General features: G+C 70.1%; 13 protein-coding genes and 1 pseudogene. 3 read left to right on the forward strand and 11 right to left on the reverse strand.

From position 1 onward, the window contains the following. Positions 1 to 15 precede the first annotated feature (15 nt). The 9 genes and pseudogenes from QH948_RS07410 to QH948_RS07450 all read right to left on the reverse strand — a co-directional run bounded on the left by QH948_RS07410 (position 16) and on the right by QH948_RS07450 (position 7,694). Positions 16 to 1,149, reverse strand: a complete 1,134-nt coding sequence (locus QH948_RS07410) for an ROK family protein (RefSeq protein WP_281143834.1) — start codon at positions 1,147 to 1,149, stop codon at positions 16 to 18. 91 nt (positions 1,150 to 1,240) lie between these two features. Next, on the reverse strand, positions 1,241 to 1,714 hold the full coding sequence (gene rpiB, locus QH948_RS07415; protein WP_281143835.1) for a ribose 5-phosphate isomerase B: 474 nt from the start codon (positions 1,712 to 1,714) through the stop codon (positions 1,241 to 1,243). Positions 1,715 to 1,733: 19 nt separating this feature from the next. Further along, positions 1,734 to 2,674: pseudogene (locus tag QH948_RS07420) on the reverse strand (IS5 family transposase); the annotation flags it as partial. Positions 2,675 to 2,720: 46 nt separating this feature from the next. Beyond that, complete coding sequence (locus QH948_RS07425; RefSeq protein ID WP_281143836.1) at positions 2,721 to 2,963, reverse strand: hypothetical protein; 243 nt, start codon at positions 2,961 to 2,963, stop codon at positions 2,721 to 2,723. A gap of 60 nt (positions 2,964 to 3,023) precedes the next feature. Beyond that, positions 3,024 to 3,581 (reverse strand): glycoside hydrolase family 3 protein, encoded by a 558-nt coding sequence (locus QH948_RS07430; RefSeq protein WP_281143837.1) that lies wholly within the window; start codon positions 3,579 to 3,581, stop codon positions 3,024 to 3,026. A gap of 169 nt (positions 3,582 to 3,750) precedes the next feature. After that, a complete protein-coding gene (locus tag QH948_RS07435) occupies positions 3,751 to 4,131 on the reverse strand; it encodes an SHOCT domain-containing protein (RefSeq protein ID WP_281143838.1) in 381 nt (126 codons plus the stop codon). 127 nt (positions 4,132 to 4,258) lie between these two features. Next, a complete protein-coding gene (locus QH948_RS07440; protein ID WP_281143839.1) occupies positions 4,259 to 5,467 on the reverse strand; it encodes a hypothetical protein in 1,209 nt (402 codons plus the stop codon). 111 nt (positions 5,468 to 5,578) lie between these two features. Beyond that, positions 5,579 to 7,141, reverse strand: a complete 1,563-nt coding sequence (locus tag QH948_RS07445) for an SLC13 family permease (protein ID WP_281143840.1) — start codon at positions 7,139 to 7,141, stop codon at positions 5,579 to 5,581. Between the two features lie 61 nt (positions 7,142 to 7,202). Beyond that, entirely contained in the window at positions 7,203 to 7,694 is a 492-nt protein-coding gene (locus QH948_RS07450; RefSeq protein ID WP_281143841.1) for a DUF1269 domain-containing protein, read from the reverse strand. Positions 7,695 to 7,868: 174 nt separating this feature from the next. Between QH948_RS07450 and QH948_RS07455 the strand changes: the two genes are divergently transcribed. The 3 genes from QH948_RS07455 (at position 7,869) to QH948_RS07465 (ending at position 11,312) form a co-directional block, all read left to right on the forward strand. Next, positions 7,869 to 8,093 (forward strand): LapA family protein, encoded by a 225-nt coding sequence (locus QH948_RS07455; RefSeq protein ID WP_281143842.1) that lies wholly within the window; start codon positions 7,869 to 7,871, stop codon positions 8,091 to 8,093. After that, positions 8,063 to 8,566 (forward strand): DUF8691 family protein, encoded by a 504-nt coding sequence (locus QH948_RS07460; protein WP_281143843.1) that lies wholly within the window; start codon positions 8,063 to 8,065, stop codon positions 8,564 to 8,566. The genes QH948_RS07455 and QH948_RS07460 overlap by 31 nt, the downstream gene beginning before the upstream one ends. Positions 8,567 to 8,636: 70 nt before the next feature. Next, complete coding sequence (locus tag QH948_RS07465) at positions 8,637 to 11,312, forward strand: winged helix-turn-helix domain-containing protein (RefSeq protein ID WP_281143844.1); 2,676 nt, start codon at positions 8,637 to 8,639, stop codon at positions 11,310 to 11,312. 18 nt (positions 11,313 to 11,330) lie between these two features. On the opposite strand, the gene glsA is transcribed toward QH948_RS07465, so the two are convergent. After that, positions 11,331 to 12,278 carry a glutaminase A gene (gene glsA / locus QH948_RS07470; RefSeq protein WP_281143845.1) on the reverse strand — a complete coding sequence of 316 codons (948 nt, stop codon included), beginning with the start codon at positions 12,276 to 12,278 and terminating at the stop codon, positions 11,331 to 11,333. Between the two features lie 80 nt (positions 12,279 to 12,358). Continuing rightward, positions 12,359 to 14,008, reverse strand: a complete 1,650-nt coding sequence (locus tag QH948_RS07475; RefSeq protein ID WP_281143846.1) for an AbgT family transporter — start codon at positions 14,006 to 14,008, stop codon at positions 12,359 to 12,361. Between the last annotated feature and the right edge of the window lie 18 nt (positions 14,009 to 14,026).

Genomic DNA, 14,026 nt, shown 5'->3' on the forward strand with positions numbered 1-14,026 from the left:
CCGTGGCAGCTGAGGTCAGAAGACCCCGAGCTGCGAAGAGAGAACCTGGACGGCGGCACCGCGCAGCACGATGTCGTCGCCTTCCCCCGCCATCCGCACTGTGACCCCGTGGAACCGGGTCAGGATGCGAGACTCCAGGGTCTCGGTCGCGGCCTCACGGAGCTCGCCGTCAAGCAGCTCCGAGGGGCCAGAGAGGAGGACCTCCGAGATGTCCAGTACGCCGACGACCGGCGCAAGGGCGATACCGAGCCGTTCCCCTGCAACACGCAGCGCGTCCTGGTGACCGGTCGACAGGCGGGCGGTGAGTGCGGGCTCGGAGAGCCACGCCTCGAGGCAGCCGAGCTTGCCGCAGCCGCACAGGGGACCGCCGTCGGTGCCGACGGTGACGTGGCCGAGTTCGCCGCCGGCGAGATGCGCGCCGTCCAGCACGCGGCCGGAGACGAGCAGTCCGGAACCGACGCCGCGGCCGACGCGGATGAGGAGAACGTCCTCGGCTGCGTCCGCGAACGTGAACTCGCCGAGCACGGCAGCGTTCGCGTCGTTGGTGACGATGGCTGGGACACCGGTCGCGTGGCGCAACTCCCCGGCCAGGTCGACCGACTCCCAGCCGAGGTTGGAGGCCTTGAGGACGACACCGTCGTGGTTGACGATGCCGGGCGCGCCGACGCCGACGCCGAGCACCCGAGCGGGCGCCCGTGCGACCATGTCGGCTGCCAGGTCGACGATGACGCCGAGGGCATCGCCCAGATCCTGGGGGATCGGCACGGCACAGTGCTCGACGACGACGCCGTGCAGGTTGAGCCGCGCGGCCCGGAAGTGCTCGTTGCCCGACAGGTCGATCGCCACGAGACACAGGTGGTCGTCGTCGATGTCGATGAGGGTGGCCGGCTTGCCGGGTCGGACGTCATCGCTGACGCCCATTTCCCTGACCAGCTGCTCGACGAGCAGGTCGGCGACCAGCGCCGAGATCGTGACACGGGTCAGGCCGGTGGCCCTCGCCAGGTCCGCGCGGCTCATCGGCGCCTCGTGGAAGAGGGTCGAGAGGACAAGGGAGCGGTTGTAGCGCCTCGCATCCTCGGGGAGCACCTTGTGCTGCCCGAGACGGATGGCGAAGGGGCGCTCTCCCCTGCTCGTCGCTGCCTGACTCATGTTTGTTAGTTAACCATATGTACTAACGCGCGCCAACTGGGACTACCCGTCGTTACGCAACTGTTACGACAGCGGCGCGGGCCTCAGTACGTCACGCCAGAGGGTCCACCTGGTCGGCGATCTCCAGGCCCTCGTCGAGCGCGTTCAGCTGGTTCACGCGCCGCTGGTGGCGGCCCCCCTCGAACTCGGTGACGAGCCACTCGCGGGTGATCATCTTCGCCATCTCGTCGCCGACAACCCGGGCCCCGAAGGCCAGCACATTCGAGTCGTTGTGCTGACGCGACAGCACCGCGGAGTAGGGCTCGGAGCACACGACGCAGCGCACGCCGGGCACCTTGTTGGCGGCGATGGAGATCCCGATGCCCGTGCCGCAGATCGCGATGCCCCGGTCGACCTTCCCGGACGCGACCGCCTCGCCCACAGCCCGGCCGTAGACCGGGTAGTCGGCCCGGCTCGGATCGTTCGTGCCGAGGTCGACGACCTCGTGGCCCATTGCCCGAACGAGTTCCGCGACGTTCTCCCGCAGTTCCATGGCCGTATGGTCGCTGGCGATCGCCACCCGCATGCGTCGTCTCCTCTGTCGATGGGTCACCCAGTCTAGGGCGCGTCTCCTTATGCGTGAAGCCAGAGGGTGATCGCGCGTAGGACAACGCCTCCTCGGTAGATGGCTGCGTGTTTGTCGTATCGGGTAGCGATGCCGCGCCATTGCTTGTGGTCGTTGAAGGAGCGCTCCACGACGTTGCGGTTCTTGTAGGTGACCTTGTCGAACGCTGGAGGGCGTCCGCCTGCGGACCCGCGGCGTTGCCGGTGTCCGATCTCGTCGGCCCGCTGCGGGATCACGGCGGTGATGCGTTTGCTGCGCAGCAGCGTCCGGTTGCCGCGACCGGAGTAGGCCTTATCGCCCAGCACCGCCTCAGGGCGGGTGCGTGGTCGGCCTGGCCCGGGCCGTTTGACAGCGAGGTCGGCCAAGAGGAACTTCAGCACCGGCGAGTCAGCGGCCTGGCCCGCGGTCAGCGTGATCGTCAGGGGGCGTTTGCGGCCGTCGACCAGCTGATGGATCTTGGTGGACAACCCGCCGCAGGAGCATCCGATCGCGTGGTCGGGTGGCTCGTGGGCGGGGTCTGCGGAGGAGTTCTTGTAACTCCATTCAGCCCCCTGTGAGGCCCGCTGGTCGCTCGACGCGCTTGGTGTTGGTGGCGTGTTGGTGGGCGCGGTTGATAGTGGCGTCCACGCTGACGGTCCAGTCGACCTCGCCCTTGGCGTCGGCCTCAGCGACCAGCCGGGCGTGGATGCGATCCCAGGTGCCGTCGGTGCTGAATCGCTTGTGTCTCTTCCACACGGTTTGCCAGGGGCCGAAGGACGCGGGGAGGTCCCGCCAGGCGATCCCGGTCCGCAGACGGTAGATGATCCCTTCGATCACCTCGCGGTGGTCACGGAAGGGCCGCCCCCGGCGGCCGTCCGAGGACGGCATCAACGGCTCGATCCGGGCCCACGAAGCGTCATCGAGCACAGCAAAACGAGACATGAGTCAACAATCCCGCCCATCGACCCAGATCTTTGGGAGACACGCCCTAGCCGACGAGGGCCCGCGCAGGCTTCGCGAGCGCGCCGTCGGGCGCTGCGACGTAGAGCTGGACCACCTGCCGCGACGCTCGCGCCCCCGAGTTGGTTACGTCCACCGCGACCCGCACCACGTCACCCGCCTGGAACGTGACACCCGAGTGGCCGAAGGTGGTGTACGACAGCCCGAACCCGAACGGGAACTGCACCGCATCCGGCGCGAAGGTCTCGAAGTAGCGGTACCCGACGAACACGTCCTCGGCGTAACAGTTGTAGGCCTTGTGGCCGAAGTTCGCGGCGGTGGGATAGTCCTCTTACCGGCCGGCGATGGTGTCAGTGAGGCGCCCCGATGGCGACACGGCCCCGGTCAGCACGTCGACGAGCGCGCGGCTGCCCTCCATTCCGCCCTGCCACGCGAGGATCAGGCCGGCGAGGCGGTCCCCATACTCCTCCGCCCACGAGAGGTCCATCACGTTGCCGGCGTTGACGATCGCCACCACCCGCTCGAACCGCGCGACGACGGCGTCCAGCATGGCCCGTTCGGCGTCTGTGAGGTAGTAGGAGCCCTTCTCCAGGACGTTCTCGCGATCCTCCCCCGCTGCGCGGCCGAGCACCACGACAGCGGTCCCGGCCGTGTTCGCCGCCCGCGACACCAGCCCGGGGTCCAGCGGCATCTCCTCGAAGTGTCGCGGCCAGTTGCCCCAGTACCCCTGATCGGGCGGGTTGGCGGCGGACCACGCCTCGTACACCTCGGCCACCTCGCCGCTCACCAGCACGCCAGCCTCGCGCAGCGCATCCAGCAGCGACACCTCGTAGGGCGCTTTCACGTCGCCGCCTGAGCCGTAGCCGACGGCGAACCAGTCGCACTGCACGCGCCCGAACACGGCGACCTCGCCGTGCGGCGCCAGCGGCAGGACGTTGCCCTTGTTGCGTTTCGACGCCGCCAGTGGTCGTTCACCTCACGGCGCCAAGCCCGGCACGCGAACAGACCCACGTCATCCCTGTGGACGACGTGGGTCTGGTGGCTGACGAGCTCTCCGCTCAGAGGCCGAGCAGCTTCGCCTTCGCCGAGGTGAACTCTTCGGCCGACAGCAGGCCCTTCTCGTGGAGCGCCGCGAGGCGCTCGAGCTGGGCCAGCGGATCCACGGCCTCGGCGGCGAGTGCCGGGGCGGCGGGAGCCGCAGCCGCGACAACCGGGGCCTGCGCGACCACGGCCTGCTGAGCCGCGACCGCGCGGGCGGCCGCGTCGTCGAGCGCGGCCTGCTGGGCCTGTGCCCTGGCGGCGGCGAGTTCGGCCTGCTGGGCGGCCTCGGCCTGCTGCTTGGCCGCGACGTTGCCGGAGACCTTGGTGGCGGTGCCGGCGATGACGGCGGTGCGGGCTGCGGTGCCGAGAAGGCCGGGGCGGCCCCTGCGTCGAATCATGATGGTTACCTCCTGGGTTGTGGACGGACACCCGGCAATAGCCGGGGCCGGGACGCCTGATCCGCTGAGCGCGCACCAGGCCGGGAACCGGCCACCACCCGCGGGCGATGACAGGCTGTGGGCCCGGTCAGCTGCCGATGCGAGCCGCGATCAGGCCGGTGACGATGACTGACGTGATGGTCACCGTCGAGAAGCCGGCGATGATCATCTTCGGAAGGATCGCGCCCTCGATGGCCGCGACCTCCTCAGGGGTCTCGCCCGCACCCTTGGCCGCCTCCTGGGAGAGGATCATGGTGCCGGGGAAGCCGTACAGCGAGGTGAGGCCGATGGCGATCGACATCGGCACGGTGTAGCCGAGCAGCTTGCCCGCGATCCCCGCGAAGAGCGCGATGCCGGCGATGCCGAACACGAAGGCGATCAGCAGCGGGACGGCCAGCGCGGCGACGTCGGCCGGCTGGACGGTGGCCAGTGGGCCGAAGACCAGGATCATGATCGAGAGCATCATGAGGCCGTAGGCGTCGATGCCGTTGAGGATGCCGGGCTTGAAGAAGCCGAAGGCACGCAGGGCGATGCCGAAGATCAGCGCCACGACGAAGGTGTTGAGGATGCCGTTTGTGAGGTTGTTGATCAGGATCGAGATCAGCACCACCGCACCCACCACCAGCAGCGTGCCGGGGGTGGTGCTGAGGAACGCGGGCATCTTCGACGGCGCCGCTTCCTTCGTGGCGGCGGCCGCGGCCGGGGCCTCCAGCCGGCCCGCGCGGTACTCGCCCTTCAGGCGCGCGGCCTCCTGGCGCAGGATGATGGAGGTCAGCGGGAAGCCGATGAGCCCCTGCAGCGCGGCGATCAGCACCGGGAAGATGGCCACCGACGTGAGGCCGACGCCGAGCGCGGCCTCCTGGATGATGAGCACCGAGATGGTGCCGCCGCTGAGCGAGCCGATGCCGGCCACCACGTAGTCCATGGCCTGCGAGACCCCGTCGTAGGCGCCCTGGCGGCGGCCGCCGCCGAAGATGAAGCCGGCGATGTAGAGCAGGACGCCGATGCCCACGACGGTGGAGATGCCCACCACGAGGGTCTTCCACTGGCGCTTGAACTCGTCGATGCTGATCAGAGTGCCGAGGTGGACGATGATGAAGCCCACCACGACGCCGCCGAGGCCGAGCAGCGACGAGCTGGCGAGGAGATCGTCGGGGAAGATGTCGGTGAGGAAGCCGATGAAGAAGATGATCGACGCGACGAACAGCGACGACAGCAGCGACTGCGTCTTCTTCGCCACCCAGTCGCTGACCGTCCAGACCGCCATGACGATGGCGAAGGCGAGCACCGCGTTCATAAATTGATCCCTCCCGATCAGCCTGATGAGCCAGCTAAACCATTGCCCCCTCCGCGGGGGCCTGCATCACCCGTGGCGGGTTAATCGACCCCCGCGACCGATCAGCCAGGCTCAGAACGGCCAGAACAGCGGCACGAGGAAGATGCCGACCGCGCCGTAGATGAGTAGGAGCGGCAGGCCGAGCTTCCAGTAGTCGCCGAACCGGTAGCCTGCGGCCTCCATCACCATCAGGTTGGCCGGCGTGGCGACGGGGGTGAGCAGCGCGCCGGCCGCGAACACGGCCACCGACAGCAGCACCGGGATGGGGGAGACGTCCAGCTGGGCAGCGGCGGACAGGCCGACGGGAATCACGATCAGGGCCGTGGCGGTGTTGCTGATCAGCTGGCCGAGGACCGCCGAGATAAGGAAGAGGCCCGCGAGCAGCGCGTAGGGGCCGGCGTCGCCGATGAGGTTGACCAGTCCTTCGGCGAGCATCTCCGCGGCGCCGCTTGCCACCATGGCCGTCGAGAGCGACATCATCCCGCCCACCAGGATGACCGTGGTCCACGAGATCCCCCGGTAGGCCTCGTCGACGGTGAGGACGCCCAGCACGATCATCGCGATGGCGGCGGCAATCCCCGCCACCGGCGCGGGGACCAGCCCCGTCGCGAGCAGCACAACCATGCCCAACAGGACGCCGATGGCCCGCTTCGCGCCGACGCCCAACGGCACCGCCTGACGGCGTACCGTCTCCGGGGAGTCGACGGCCATGATGTTGGGGTCCTGGGCGGCGTTGTCGAGGGCGGTCCAGGGGCCCTGCAGCAGCAGGGAGTCACCGGCGGAGAGGGTGAGCTCCTCGCGCACGTCCTGGCCCTTGTGGTGCATGGCGGCCACCACCAGCTCACCGCTCTCGGTGACCATCCCGCGGTGGACCTTGTCCCCGATGAACGACGAGCGGGGCGGGATGATGAACTCCCCCACGCCACTGCCCCGGGCCATGAGCGTGCTGTGCGACTCGTCGACCCCGTAGTGCGTGGCCAGGGTGTCTCCGTGGGAGCCGAAATCCCGCAGCGCCTTGGCCGGGGTGCGCGTGGGGATGAGCGTGGAGCCGAACAGGATCACCATCGCGATGGTGGCGAGCAGCAGCGGCACACCGATGATGCCGATGGTGAACAACCCGATCCGGTAACCGGAGGCCTCCTCCACGTAGTCCGCCACCAGGACCGTCACGGGAGAGCCCGTGAGCATGAGAAGGGATCCGGCATGGGCTGCGAAGGCCGTGGGCAGCAGGAGCTCCGACGGCGACCGCTTGCCCCTGATCGCGATGACCACCACCACCGGGGTGAGCGCCGCGACCGCTCCGTTGGGGCTGATCAACGCCGTCAGCACGGCCACCACCAGCATCACGATCACCATGATCCGGGTGGGGCTCTCGCCCCCGTGCCGCATGGCGAACTCCCCCACCCATGCCGTGACCCCGGTCTTGTCGAGCGCCTCGCTCACCACGAACAGCGCGGCGATGAACAGGACCGTGGGATCCCCGAGGCCCGCCGTCGCGACGCCGAGGTCCAGGACCCCGGTGGCCCACAGGCTCAGCGGGACCAGCAGCGCCACGACGGCGACGGGAAGACGGTCCAGGACGAAGAGGACCACCGTCAGGCCCAGGATGACGAGGGTGATGGCGCTGTCGGTCAAGAGTGCTCCTACTCCAAAGATCGCGACGGTGGCTGAGGACGACGCGGGGGCCGCCCGGGGATCAGGCCTCGGTGCCGGAGAGTTCCTCGGCCAGGGCCTTCTCGTCGGCGTCGGAGAGGGAGGTCTTCAGCACGGTGCCGCCGAACTCGGCCATGGCGGCCGAGAACTTGTCCTCGGTGATCTTCGACGCCATCACGACGAGGGCGGCCTTGCCCGGGGTCAGGAGCCCGTCGACGCGCTCACGCAGGCTGCGGTTCACGCCGGCCTTGCTGGCCACGCCGGCGAGGGCGCCCCAGGCGCCGCCGATGAGCAGGCCGAGCCCGGGCACCAAGAACAGCAGGCCGATGATCATGCCCCACAGTGCGCCGCCGGTGGCCGAGACGCCGACGATGGATCCGGGGGTGTCGATGTGTTTCTTGCCGTCCTCGTCGACGCGGACGACGGCGAGGCCGGTGAGACTGAGCACGAAGTCGCGCTGGAGTTCGATGACCTTGGCCTGGGCGCGCTCGGCGGTGGCGTGGTCGTCGTAGCCGATGATGATGAGTTCAGACATGGCGAAAGGCTCCTTATGGTGGGCCGCGCGCCGAAGCACGCGGGGACTCTCACTCAACCCTCCCCCTGGCCCCACCCCTGGGCATCACCCACCACGGGTAATCCGCAGTCCCCGGACCGGGGCCATGATGGGGGGAGCGACCCGGCGCCAGCCGGGGTCAGAGAGGACCTGACGATGAGCACCAGTGAGAGACCCCCGGCCGGCTTCCTCCGCTCGCCCCGGACCTGGGTGGGGCTGGCGATCGCCGCGGTCGCCGTCGCGTTCATCGTGCAGAACCGGCAGAGCGTGGCCATCGAACTCCTCTTCGTCAGTGTCGCGGCCCCCCTGTGGATCACGTTGAGTGGGGTCTTCCTCGCCGGGTTCGTGACATGTTGGCTGATCGCGCGCCGGCGGAGGTGATGGGCGAGCGCCCGCCGCTGGAGCTCCGGATCCACGCGGAGGGCGTGTTCGACGACGCCCTCGTCGCCGAGCTGGGCAGGCTGGAGGTCCGGCACGTGCCGGGCGGCGCCATCCTGCACGGCCCCGTCATGGACGCCGCCGAGCTCTGGGGAGTCCTGCACCGGCTGCACCGCGCGGGGATCCGGCTGAGGTCCCTCGAACGGCTCGGCGCCCCGGACACCCACCCCGCCACGCCCCGGGTGGAGCCCGCGGAGGTCGCCGAGGTCGAGGTCCGGATCGAGGTGAACGGCTATGCGGCAGGGGTGGTGTCGGTCGTCGTCGGGAAGGCCGACGTCTTCGAGAGCCCTCCCTCCACCACCCTGGTCATGCGCCTGCCCACCGACGGCGATGTCCTCTTCGACGTCCTCGACCGCCTGGAGGGCCTCGCCTTGGACATCCGGGGGATCCGGGTGGAGGACCACTCCCCTGACTGACCGATCCGTTTCGCGTCGCGGTCAGCGGGTCACCTATGATGGCCGCAACGGCCATCCTTGGGAGGAACTGGTGAGCGCGCGCGCGGAGGTGCGGCCCTTCGGGGAGACCAGATTCCGCGTCCCCCTCCCCTCGGACCGCTTCATCCACCGCCCCCGCATCGCGGGCCTGCTCGACGAGCACATGGCCCGCCCGGTCACCCTCGTCACCGGCCCCGCCGGAACCGGCAAGACCCTCGCGGTGGCCGACTGGACCACGGAGGGCAACCCTCCGGGCCCGGTGGCGTGGCTGTCGCTGGATCGGGGCGACGCGAGCGTCTCGCGCTTCTGGGTGTCGGTTCTGTCCGCTGTCGCGGCGGTGGTTCCCGCAGCGCTCAAGGGGGTGCAGATCCCGGACTCGCCCGATCCGTCGCTGCTCCACGCGATCGCCATCAACGCTGGCGGCACGCTCGTGCTCGTGTTCGACGACGTCCAGGAGCTCGACGGCGGCACCGCCATCGAATGGCTCGAGCAGGTGCTGCGCTGGCCGCCCGAGGGCGTCCGGTTCGTGCTCGTCTCCCGCCACGACCCCCCGGTGGCGCTGCAGAGACTCCGCCTGGAGGGCAAGGTGGGCGACGTCCGGGTCGCGGATCTCGCCTTCACCCGCGCCGAATCCCAGGAGCTGCTCGAGGACTCCGGCATCTCACTGACCGCCCCCGCGCTGGACCAACTGCTGGACACCACCGGCGGATGGGCCGCGGCCCTCCGCCTGGCGGCACTGACGCTGCGGATCGCCGACGACCCGTCGGAGGCCATCGACCGGTTCGGGGGGCTGAGCTTCCTGGTCTCGGAGTATCTGTGGGACGAGGTCTTCAACCTGCTGCCCCCGGAGTACAGCGAGTTCCTCCTGAAGACGTCGGTGGCCGGGCGCCTGTGCGCACCGCTGGCCGTGGCGCTGACGGATGAGCCCCGCGCCGACGAGATGCTGCGCACGCTCGCCCGCGAGCAGCTTCTGGCCCACGAGGTGGAGGGCACGGGCTGGTACCGCACGCACTCGCTTCTCACCGGGGTGCTCCGCGCCCGCCTGAAGGCCTCCAGGCCGGAGCTCAAAGAGGAGCTACAGCGCAAGGCGGCCCTCTGGTTCGAGGAGAACGGCGCCTGGGTGGAGGCGCTCAGCCACGCCGTCTCGTCCGGGGACTGGGACTTCGCGGGGCGCATGGCCATGCGATCGGGGGCGGTTCCCCTGTTCACCACCGACCGGCAGCCCTACGTCGAGGCCATGGCGCGCGTCCCCGCCGCGGCGACGGTGGACCACCCGGAGCTGGCCGTGGCGCACGCCGTCGCCGCCTACTGCCGCGGGGACCGCAGCGCCGTCGAGGCGTTGCTGGCCAGGGCGGACCTCTCCGCGTTGCCGGAGCGGAGGAGGGACCTGGCCACCATCACGATCGAGTCGCTGCGGACCGCCCAGGCCCACCGGCACGGCGACGCCCTGGTCATGCGCGAGGCCGCCACCCGGGCCGACGAACTGCTCGCAGGCATCACCGCGGCAGAGGCGCCCGGTTGGGCGGCCTACAGCGGCTTCTCCCACGCCCTCCGCGGCGTGGCCGAGCTGTGGGCCGGCCGGCCGGACGTGGCGGCCCAGCTGCTGGCGCAGGCGGTGGAGTCCTACCCGGCCGGCCCGTTCAACCCGTACGGCGCGGTGTACTACGGCGGCCTCCTGGCCCTGGCGCAGGCCGGGAGCGGGCGCCTGGCGTTGGCGCGCGGCACTGCTGAGGAGGCACTTGGCGTGGCGCGCACGCACGGTCGTTCCCGCTCCTACGAGAGCCAGTGGGCGTGGCTCGCCCTGGCCATCACCCTGCTCTACGCGGGAGACACCGACGGCGCCGCTGCGGCCCGCAGCCATTGCACCGAGGCCGGCGGGGAGGCGATCAACCCCTTCGTCGCAGCGACGCTGCAGATCCTCACCGCACGCCAGGCGCTCGGCACCGGTGACCTGGCCGGCGCCCGACGGGGGGCCGCTGTCGTCCGCGCCGCCGTCGCGAAGCGCCCCGGGATGCTGACACCCATGGCCCTGCTCACCTCCCTCCGCGTCGACCTCGCGCTCGCCGAGGGCGACACCGGTGCCGCCGCCGCGGCTCTGGCCGAGTACGACGCGTCGCCCATCGGGCGCGGCGAGGCCCCGGCCCCCCGGCCCGACGCGGTCTCCAACTGCCGGGCTCGCTTCTTCCTGGCCACCGGGAGGCCGGAGCGCGTGCGTGGCGCCGTCGCGCACCTCCTCGACGTGGTGGGCGCCGAGGCGGTGCAGGCGTGGCTGTCGGTCGCGGCGGCCGAGGACCGCCTGCGGCACGACTCGCTCGCCATCGAGGCGATGGGCCGCGCGCTGGACCTGGCCGAGAGCGAGGGCGCGGAGCTGTTCCTGCTGCGCCAGTCGCGCCAGCTCGCCGCGGCGCTGCGCCGCCATCGCGACGTGGTGGGCAGCCATCTACCGCTGGTGGACCGCGCGCTGGCGATCGCCGAAGGGGCAACGCCCCCGCCCGGGCGCAGGGCCCTCGTGCCGCTGACCGAGCGCGAGCGGGCGGTGCTGTACTACCTGCCCACGATGGGGTCCAACGCCGAGATCGCGGCGGCGCTCAGCGTCTCCGAGAACACCGTCAAGCAGCACCTCAAGTCCATCTACCGGAAGCTGACGGTCAACAGCCGCAGGGAGGCCGTGCGGGTGGCCCGCGACGCAGGGCTGCTCGACGGGCTGACGCGCACCAACCCCAACTAAGAATCGGGGCGCCGAGGCTCAGGCGCTTCCCCGGCCGGTCTCGGCGGCGGCGGTGTCCGGCTCGGCCCGAGACTGCAGCAGGTCCAGCCCCAGACCCCTGGCGAGGTGGCGCGCCACCAGTTGGCCCTTGACGCTGTTGCCGGCCTCGTCGAGCGGCGGCGCGAACGTGGCCAGGCCGCCCTTGCCCGGGGAGATGGTGACAATCCCGCCGCCGATGCCGCTCTTGCCCGGCAGGCCCACCTCGTACAGCCAGTCCCCCGAGGTCTCGTAGAGCCCCGCCGTCAGCATCACCGCGAGCACCGGGTGGCAGAGGTCCTCGTCGAGCACCCGGACGCCCGTGACCGGGTTGACCCCGCCGTCGGCCAGCGTGGCGCCCATGGTGGCCAGGTCCCTAGCCGTAACCCGGAGGCAGCTCTGGCGGGTGTACAGGTCCAGGGCGAGGTCCGGGTCCGCGCCCAGCACGCCCCGGCTGTGCAGCAGGTTGGCCGCCGCCCGGTTGACGTGATTGGTGGCCGACGCCGACGCGTAGGTCTCCTCGTCCACCTCCAGCTCACGCCCCGCGAAGGCTGACAGCCCGTCGACGATGGCGGTCCACTTCGCCTCGCCATCGCCGGGCACCAGGCTGGTGGCGGTCATGGCCCCTGGGTTGACCATCGGGTTGGTCCGGCCGTCGGGTGAGCGTTCGACGGCGGCGGCGGAGTTGAACGGCAGGCCGGTGGCGTTGGCGCCCACCCGTCGACGGGCCTCCGAGGCCCCCAGCGCGCGGCACACGAGCGCGAAGACGAAGGGCTTGGCCACGCTCATGATGGTGAACGGATGGTCCGCGTCCCCCGCCGTGAAGACCGCGCCGTTGACGCCCACCACGCACACCCCGAACATGCCCGGGTCTGCGGCGGCGAGCGCCGGGTACACCTGGGAGGGCTGCCCCTCCGCGGTGTCGCGGTACCGCTCGTGCGCCTCGGCCACCAGGGCCGAGACAGTGGACGCACCCGGGAGGCTTCCCGTCGAGACATGGGAGGGAATGAGGGACGCCTCCCGGGTGCCCGTCACGGGACGCTCGGCGGGTAGCCCGGCCCGAGCGGGATGCCCAACGCGAACCATGCGATGAACATGACGGTCCACACCACCAGCAGGATCACGGAGTAGGGCAGCATGAGCGCCACCACCGTCCCGATGCCGGCCTTCTTCGTGTAGCGCTGGGCGATGGTGACGATGAAGGGCAGGTAGACCATGAGCGGCGTGAGTGCGTTGACGGGCGAATCCGCGACGCGGTAAGCCGCGAGCAGGGTCTGCGGGGCCACACCGAGACGCATGAAGAGCGGCACGAAGATGGGCGCGAAGATGGCCCACTTGGGCAGCGCCCCGGGCATGATGAAGTCCAGCAGCACGATCACCAGCACGAACCCGATGAGCAGCGGGATGGCGCCGATGTTGGCCTGCTCCAGCAGCTCCGCCAGCGAGCCGGCGATGACGCGCGGCAGGTTGGTCCAGTTGAAGTAGGCGATGAACTGGCTGATCATCAGCAGCATCAGCACCATGCCACCGAGGCCGGCGAACGTCTTGGTGATGGCCTTGATCACGTCCGAGCTGCCCTTGATGGTGCCTGCGCCCGCCCCGTAGGCCACGCCGGAGACGAGGAAGGCCAGCATGATGATGAACAGCAGGCTGTCCATGAACGGCGTGTTGCCGATGATGTTTCCGGTCTCGGGGTCCCGCAGGGGGGCGCCGGGCAGGAACGTGGCCAGGGACACGATGGCCATCACGATCAGGAATCCGATGAGGGCGAACCGGCTGCCGCGCTTGTCCGCGTCCGCCGGGATGTCGCCCGCGTCGGAGTGGACGACTGCCCCAGGCTCGGGCGTCCAGGGCCCCAGCCTCGGCTCGACGATCTTCTCGGTGATGACCGCGGCCACCATGGCCATGACAAGGGACGACGCCACCATGAAGTAATAATTGGCCACGATGGTGATGGGTTCGCCGCCTGCCAGCGCGAGTGACTCGTTCGCGATCTCCGTGATCATCGCATCGGTGGGAGTCAACGAGATGTTGACCATGAAGATGGCCGCGACACCCGCGAACCCCGAGGCCAAGCCCGCCAGGGGATGTCTACCGACGCTGGCGAACGCCGCCGCCGCCAACGGGATGAGGATGAGGTACCCGGCGTCCGAGGCCACCGACGACACCACACCCACCAGGATGAGGATGAACGTCAGGGCCCACTTCGGGGCGGCGCCCACCAGCTTGCGGATCAGTGACCCCAGGAGCCCGGACTCCTCCGCGACGCCTGCGCCCATCATGGCGATGAACGTCACCGCGACGACGCCGAACCCGGCGAAGTTGCTCACGAAGGAGGAGAAGATGAACCGGATGCCCTCCACCGAGAGCAGGCTCTTGATGGGAATGGTCTCCTCGACGATGGTCCAGTCCTCGTCATAGGGGGGCGTGCCGGGCGCAAGCCCGGGCTGGGTGGTGTCCTCGTAGTAGTCGTAATCGGGGGCGCCCTCGGCGATGGGCACGGCCACCTGCTCGGTAACGCTCACGCCCGCGAGGCTCAACCCCCACGACAGCACGATGACGAGCAGGATCAGGTACCCGAACATGAGCACCGGGTGCGGCACCTTGTTGCCGATGCGTTCCACCGCACCGAGCAACCCTCCGGGTGCCGACTCCATGTCCTCCACTGGCTTCGCGGTCATCTTGCCCCCCACTCCTTC

The sequence above is a fragment of the Tessaracoccus lacteus genome (assembly GCF_029917005.1).
GTDB lineage: Bacteria > Actinomycetota > Actinomycetes > Propionibacteriales > Propionibacteriaceae > Arachnia > Arachnia lactea.

What these genes read in the sequence shown, in the direction of transcription:
- QH948_RS07410 (WP_281143834.1), bottom strand. Translation starts at nt 1,149, where the DNA reads ATGAGTCAGGCAGCGACGAGCAGGGGAGAGCGCCCCTTCGCCATCCGT.
- QH948_RS07450 (WP_281143841.1), bottom strand. Translation starts at nt 7,694, where the DNA reads ATGTCTGAACTCATCATCATCGGCTACGACGACCACGCCACCGCCGAG.
- rpiB (WP_281143835.1), bottom strand. Translation starts at nt 1,714, where the DNA reads ATGCGGGTGGCGATCGCCAGCGACCATACGGCCATGGAACTGCGGGAG.
- QH948_RS07460 (WP_281143843.1), top strand. Translation starts at nt 8,063, where the DNA reads ATGTTGGCTGATCGCGCGCCGGCGGAGGTGATGGGCGAGCGCCCGCCG.
- QH948_RS07440 (WP_281143839.1), bottom strand. Translation starts at nt 5,467, where the DNA reads ATGAACGCGGTGCTCGCCTTCGCCATCGTCATGGCGGTCTGGACGGTC.
- QH948_RS07475 (WP_281143846.1), bottom strand. Translation starts at nt 14,008, where the DNA reads ATGACCGCGAAGCCAGTGGAGGACATGGAGTCGGCACCCGGAGGGTTG.
- QH948_RS07455 (WP_281143842.1), top strand. Translation starts at nt 7,869, where the DNA reads ATGAGCACCAGTGAGAGACCCCCGGCCGGCTTCCTCCGCTCGCCCCGG.
- QH948_RS07435 (WP_281143838.1), bottom strand. Translation starts at nt 4,131, where the DNA reads ATGATTCGACGCAGGGGCCGCCCCGGCCTTCTCGGCACCGCAGCCCGC.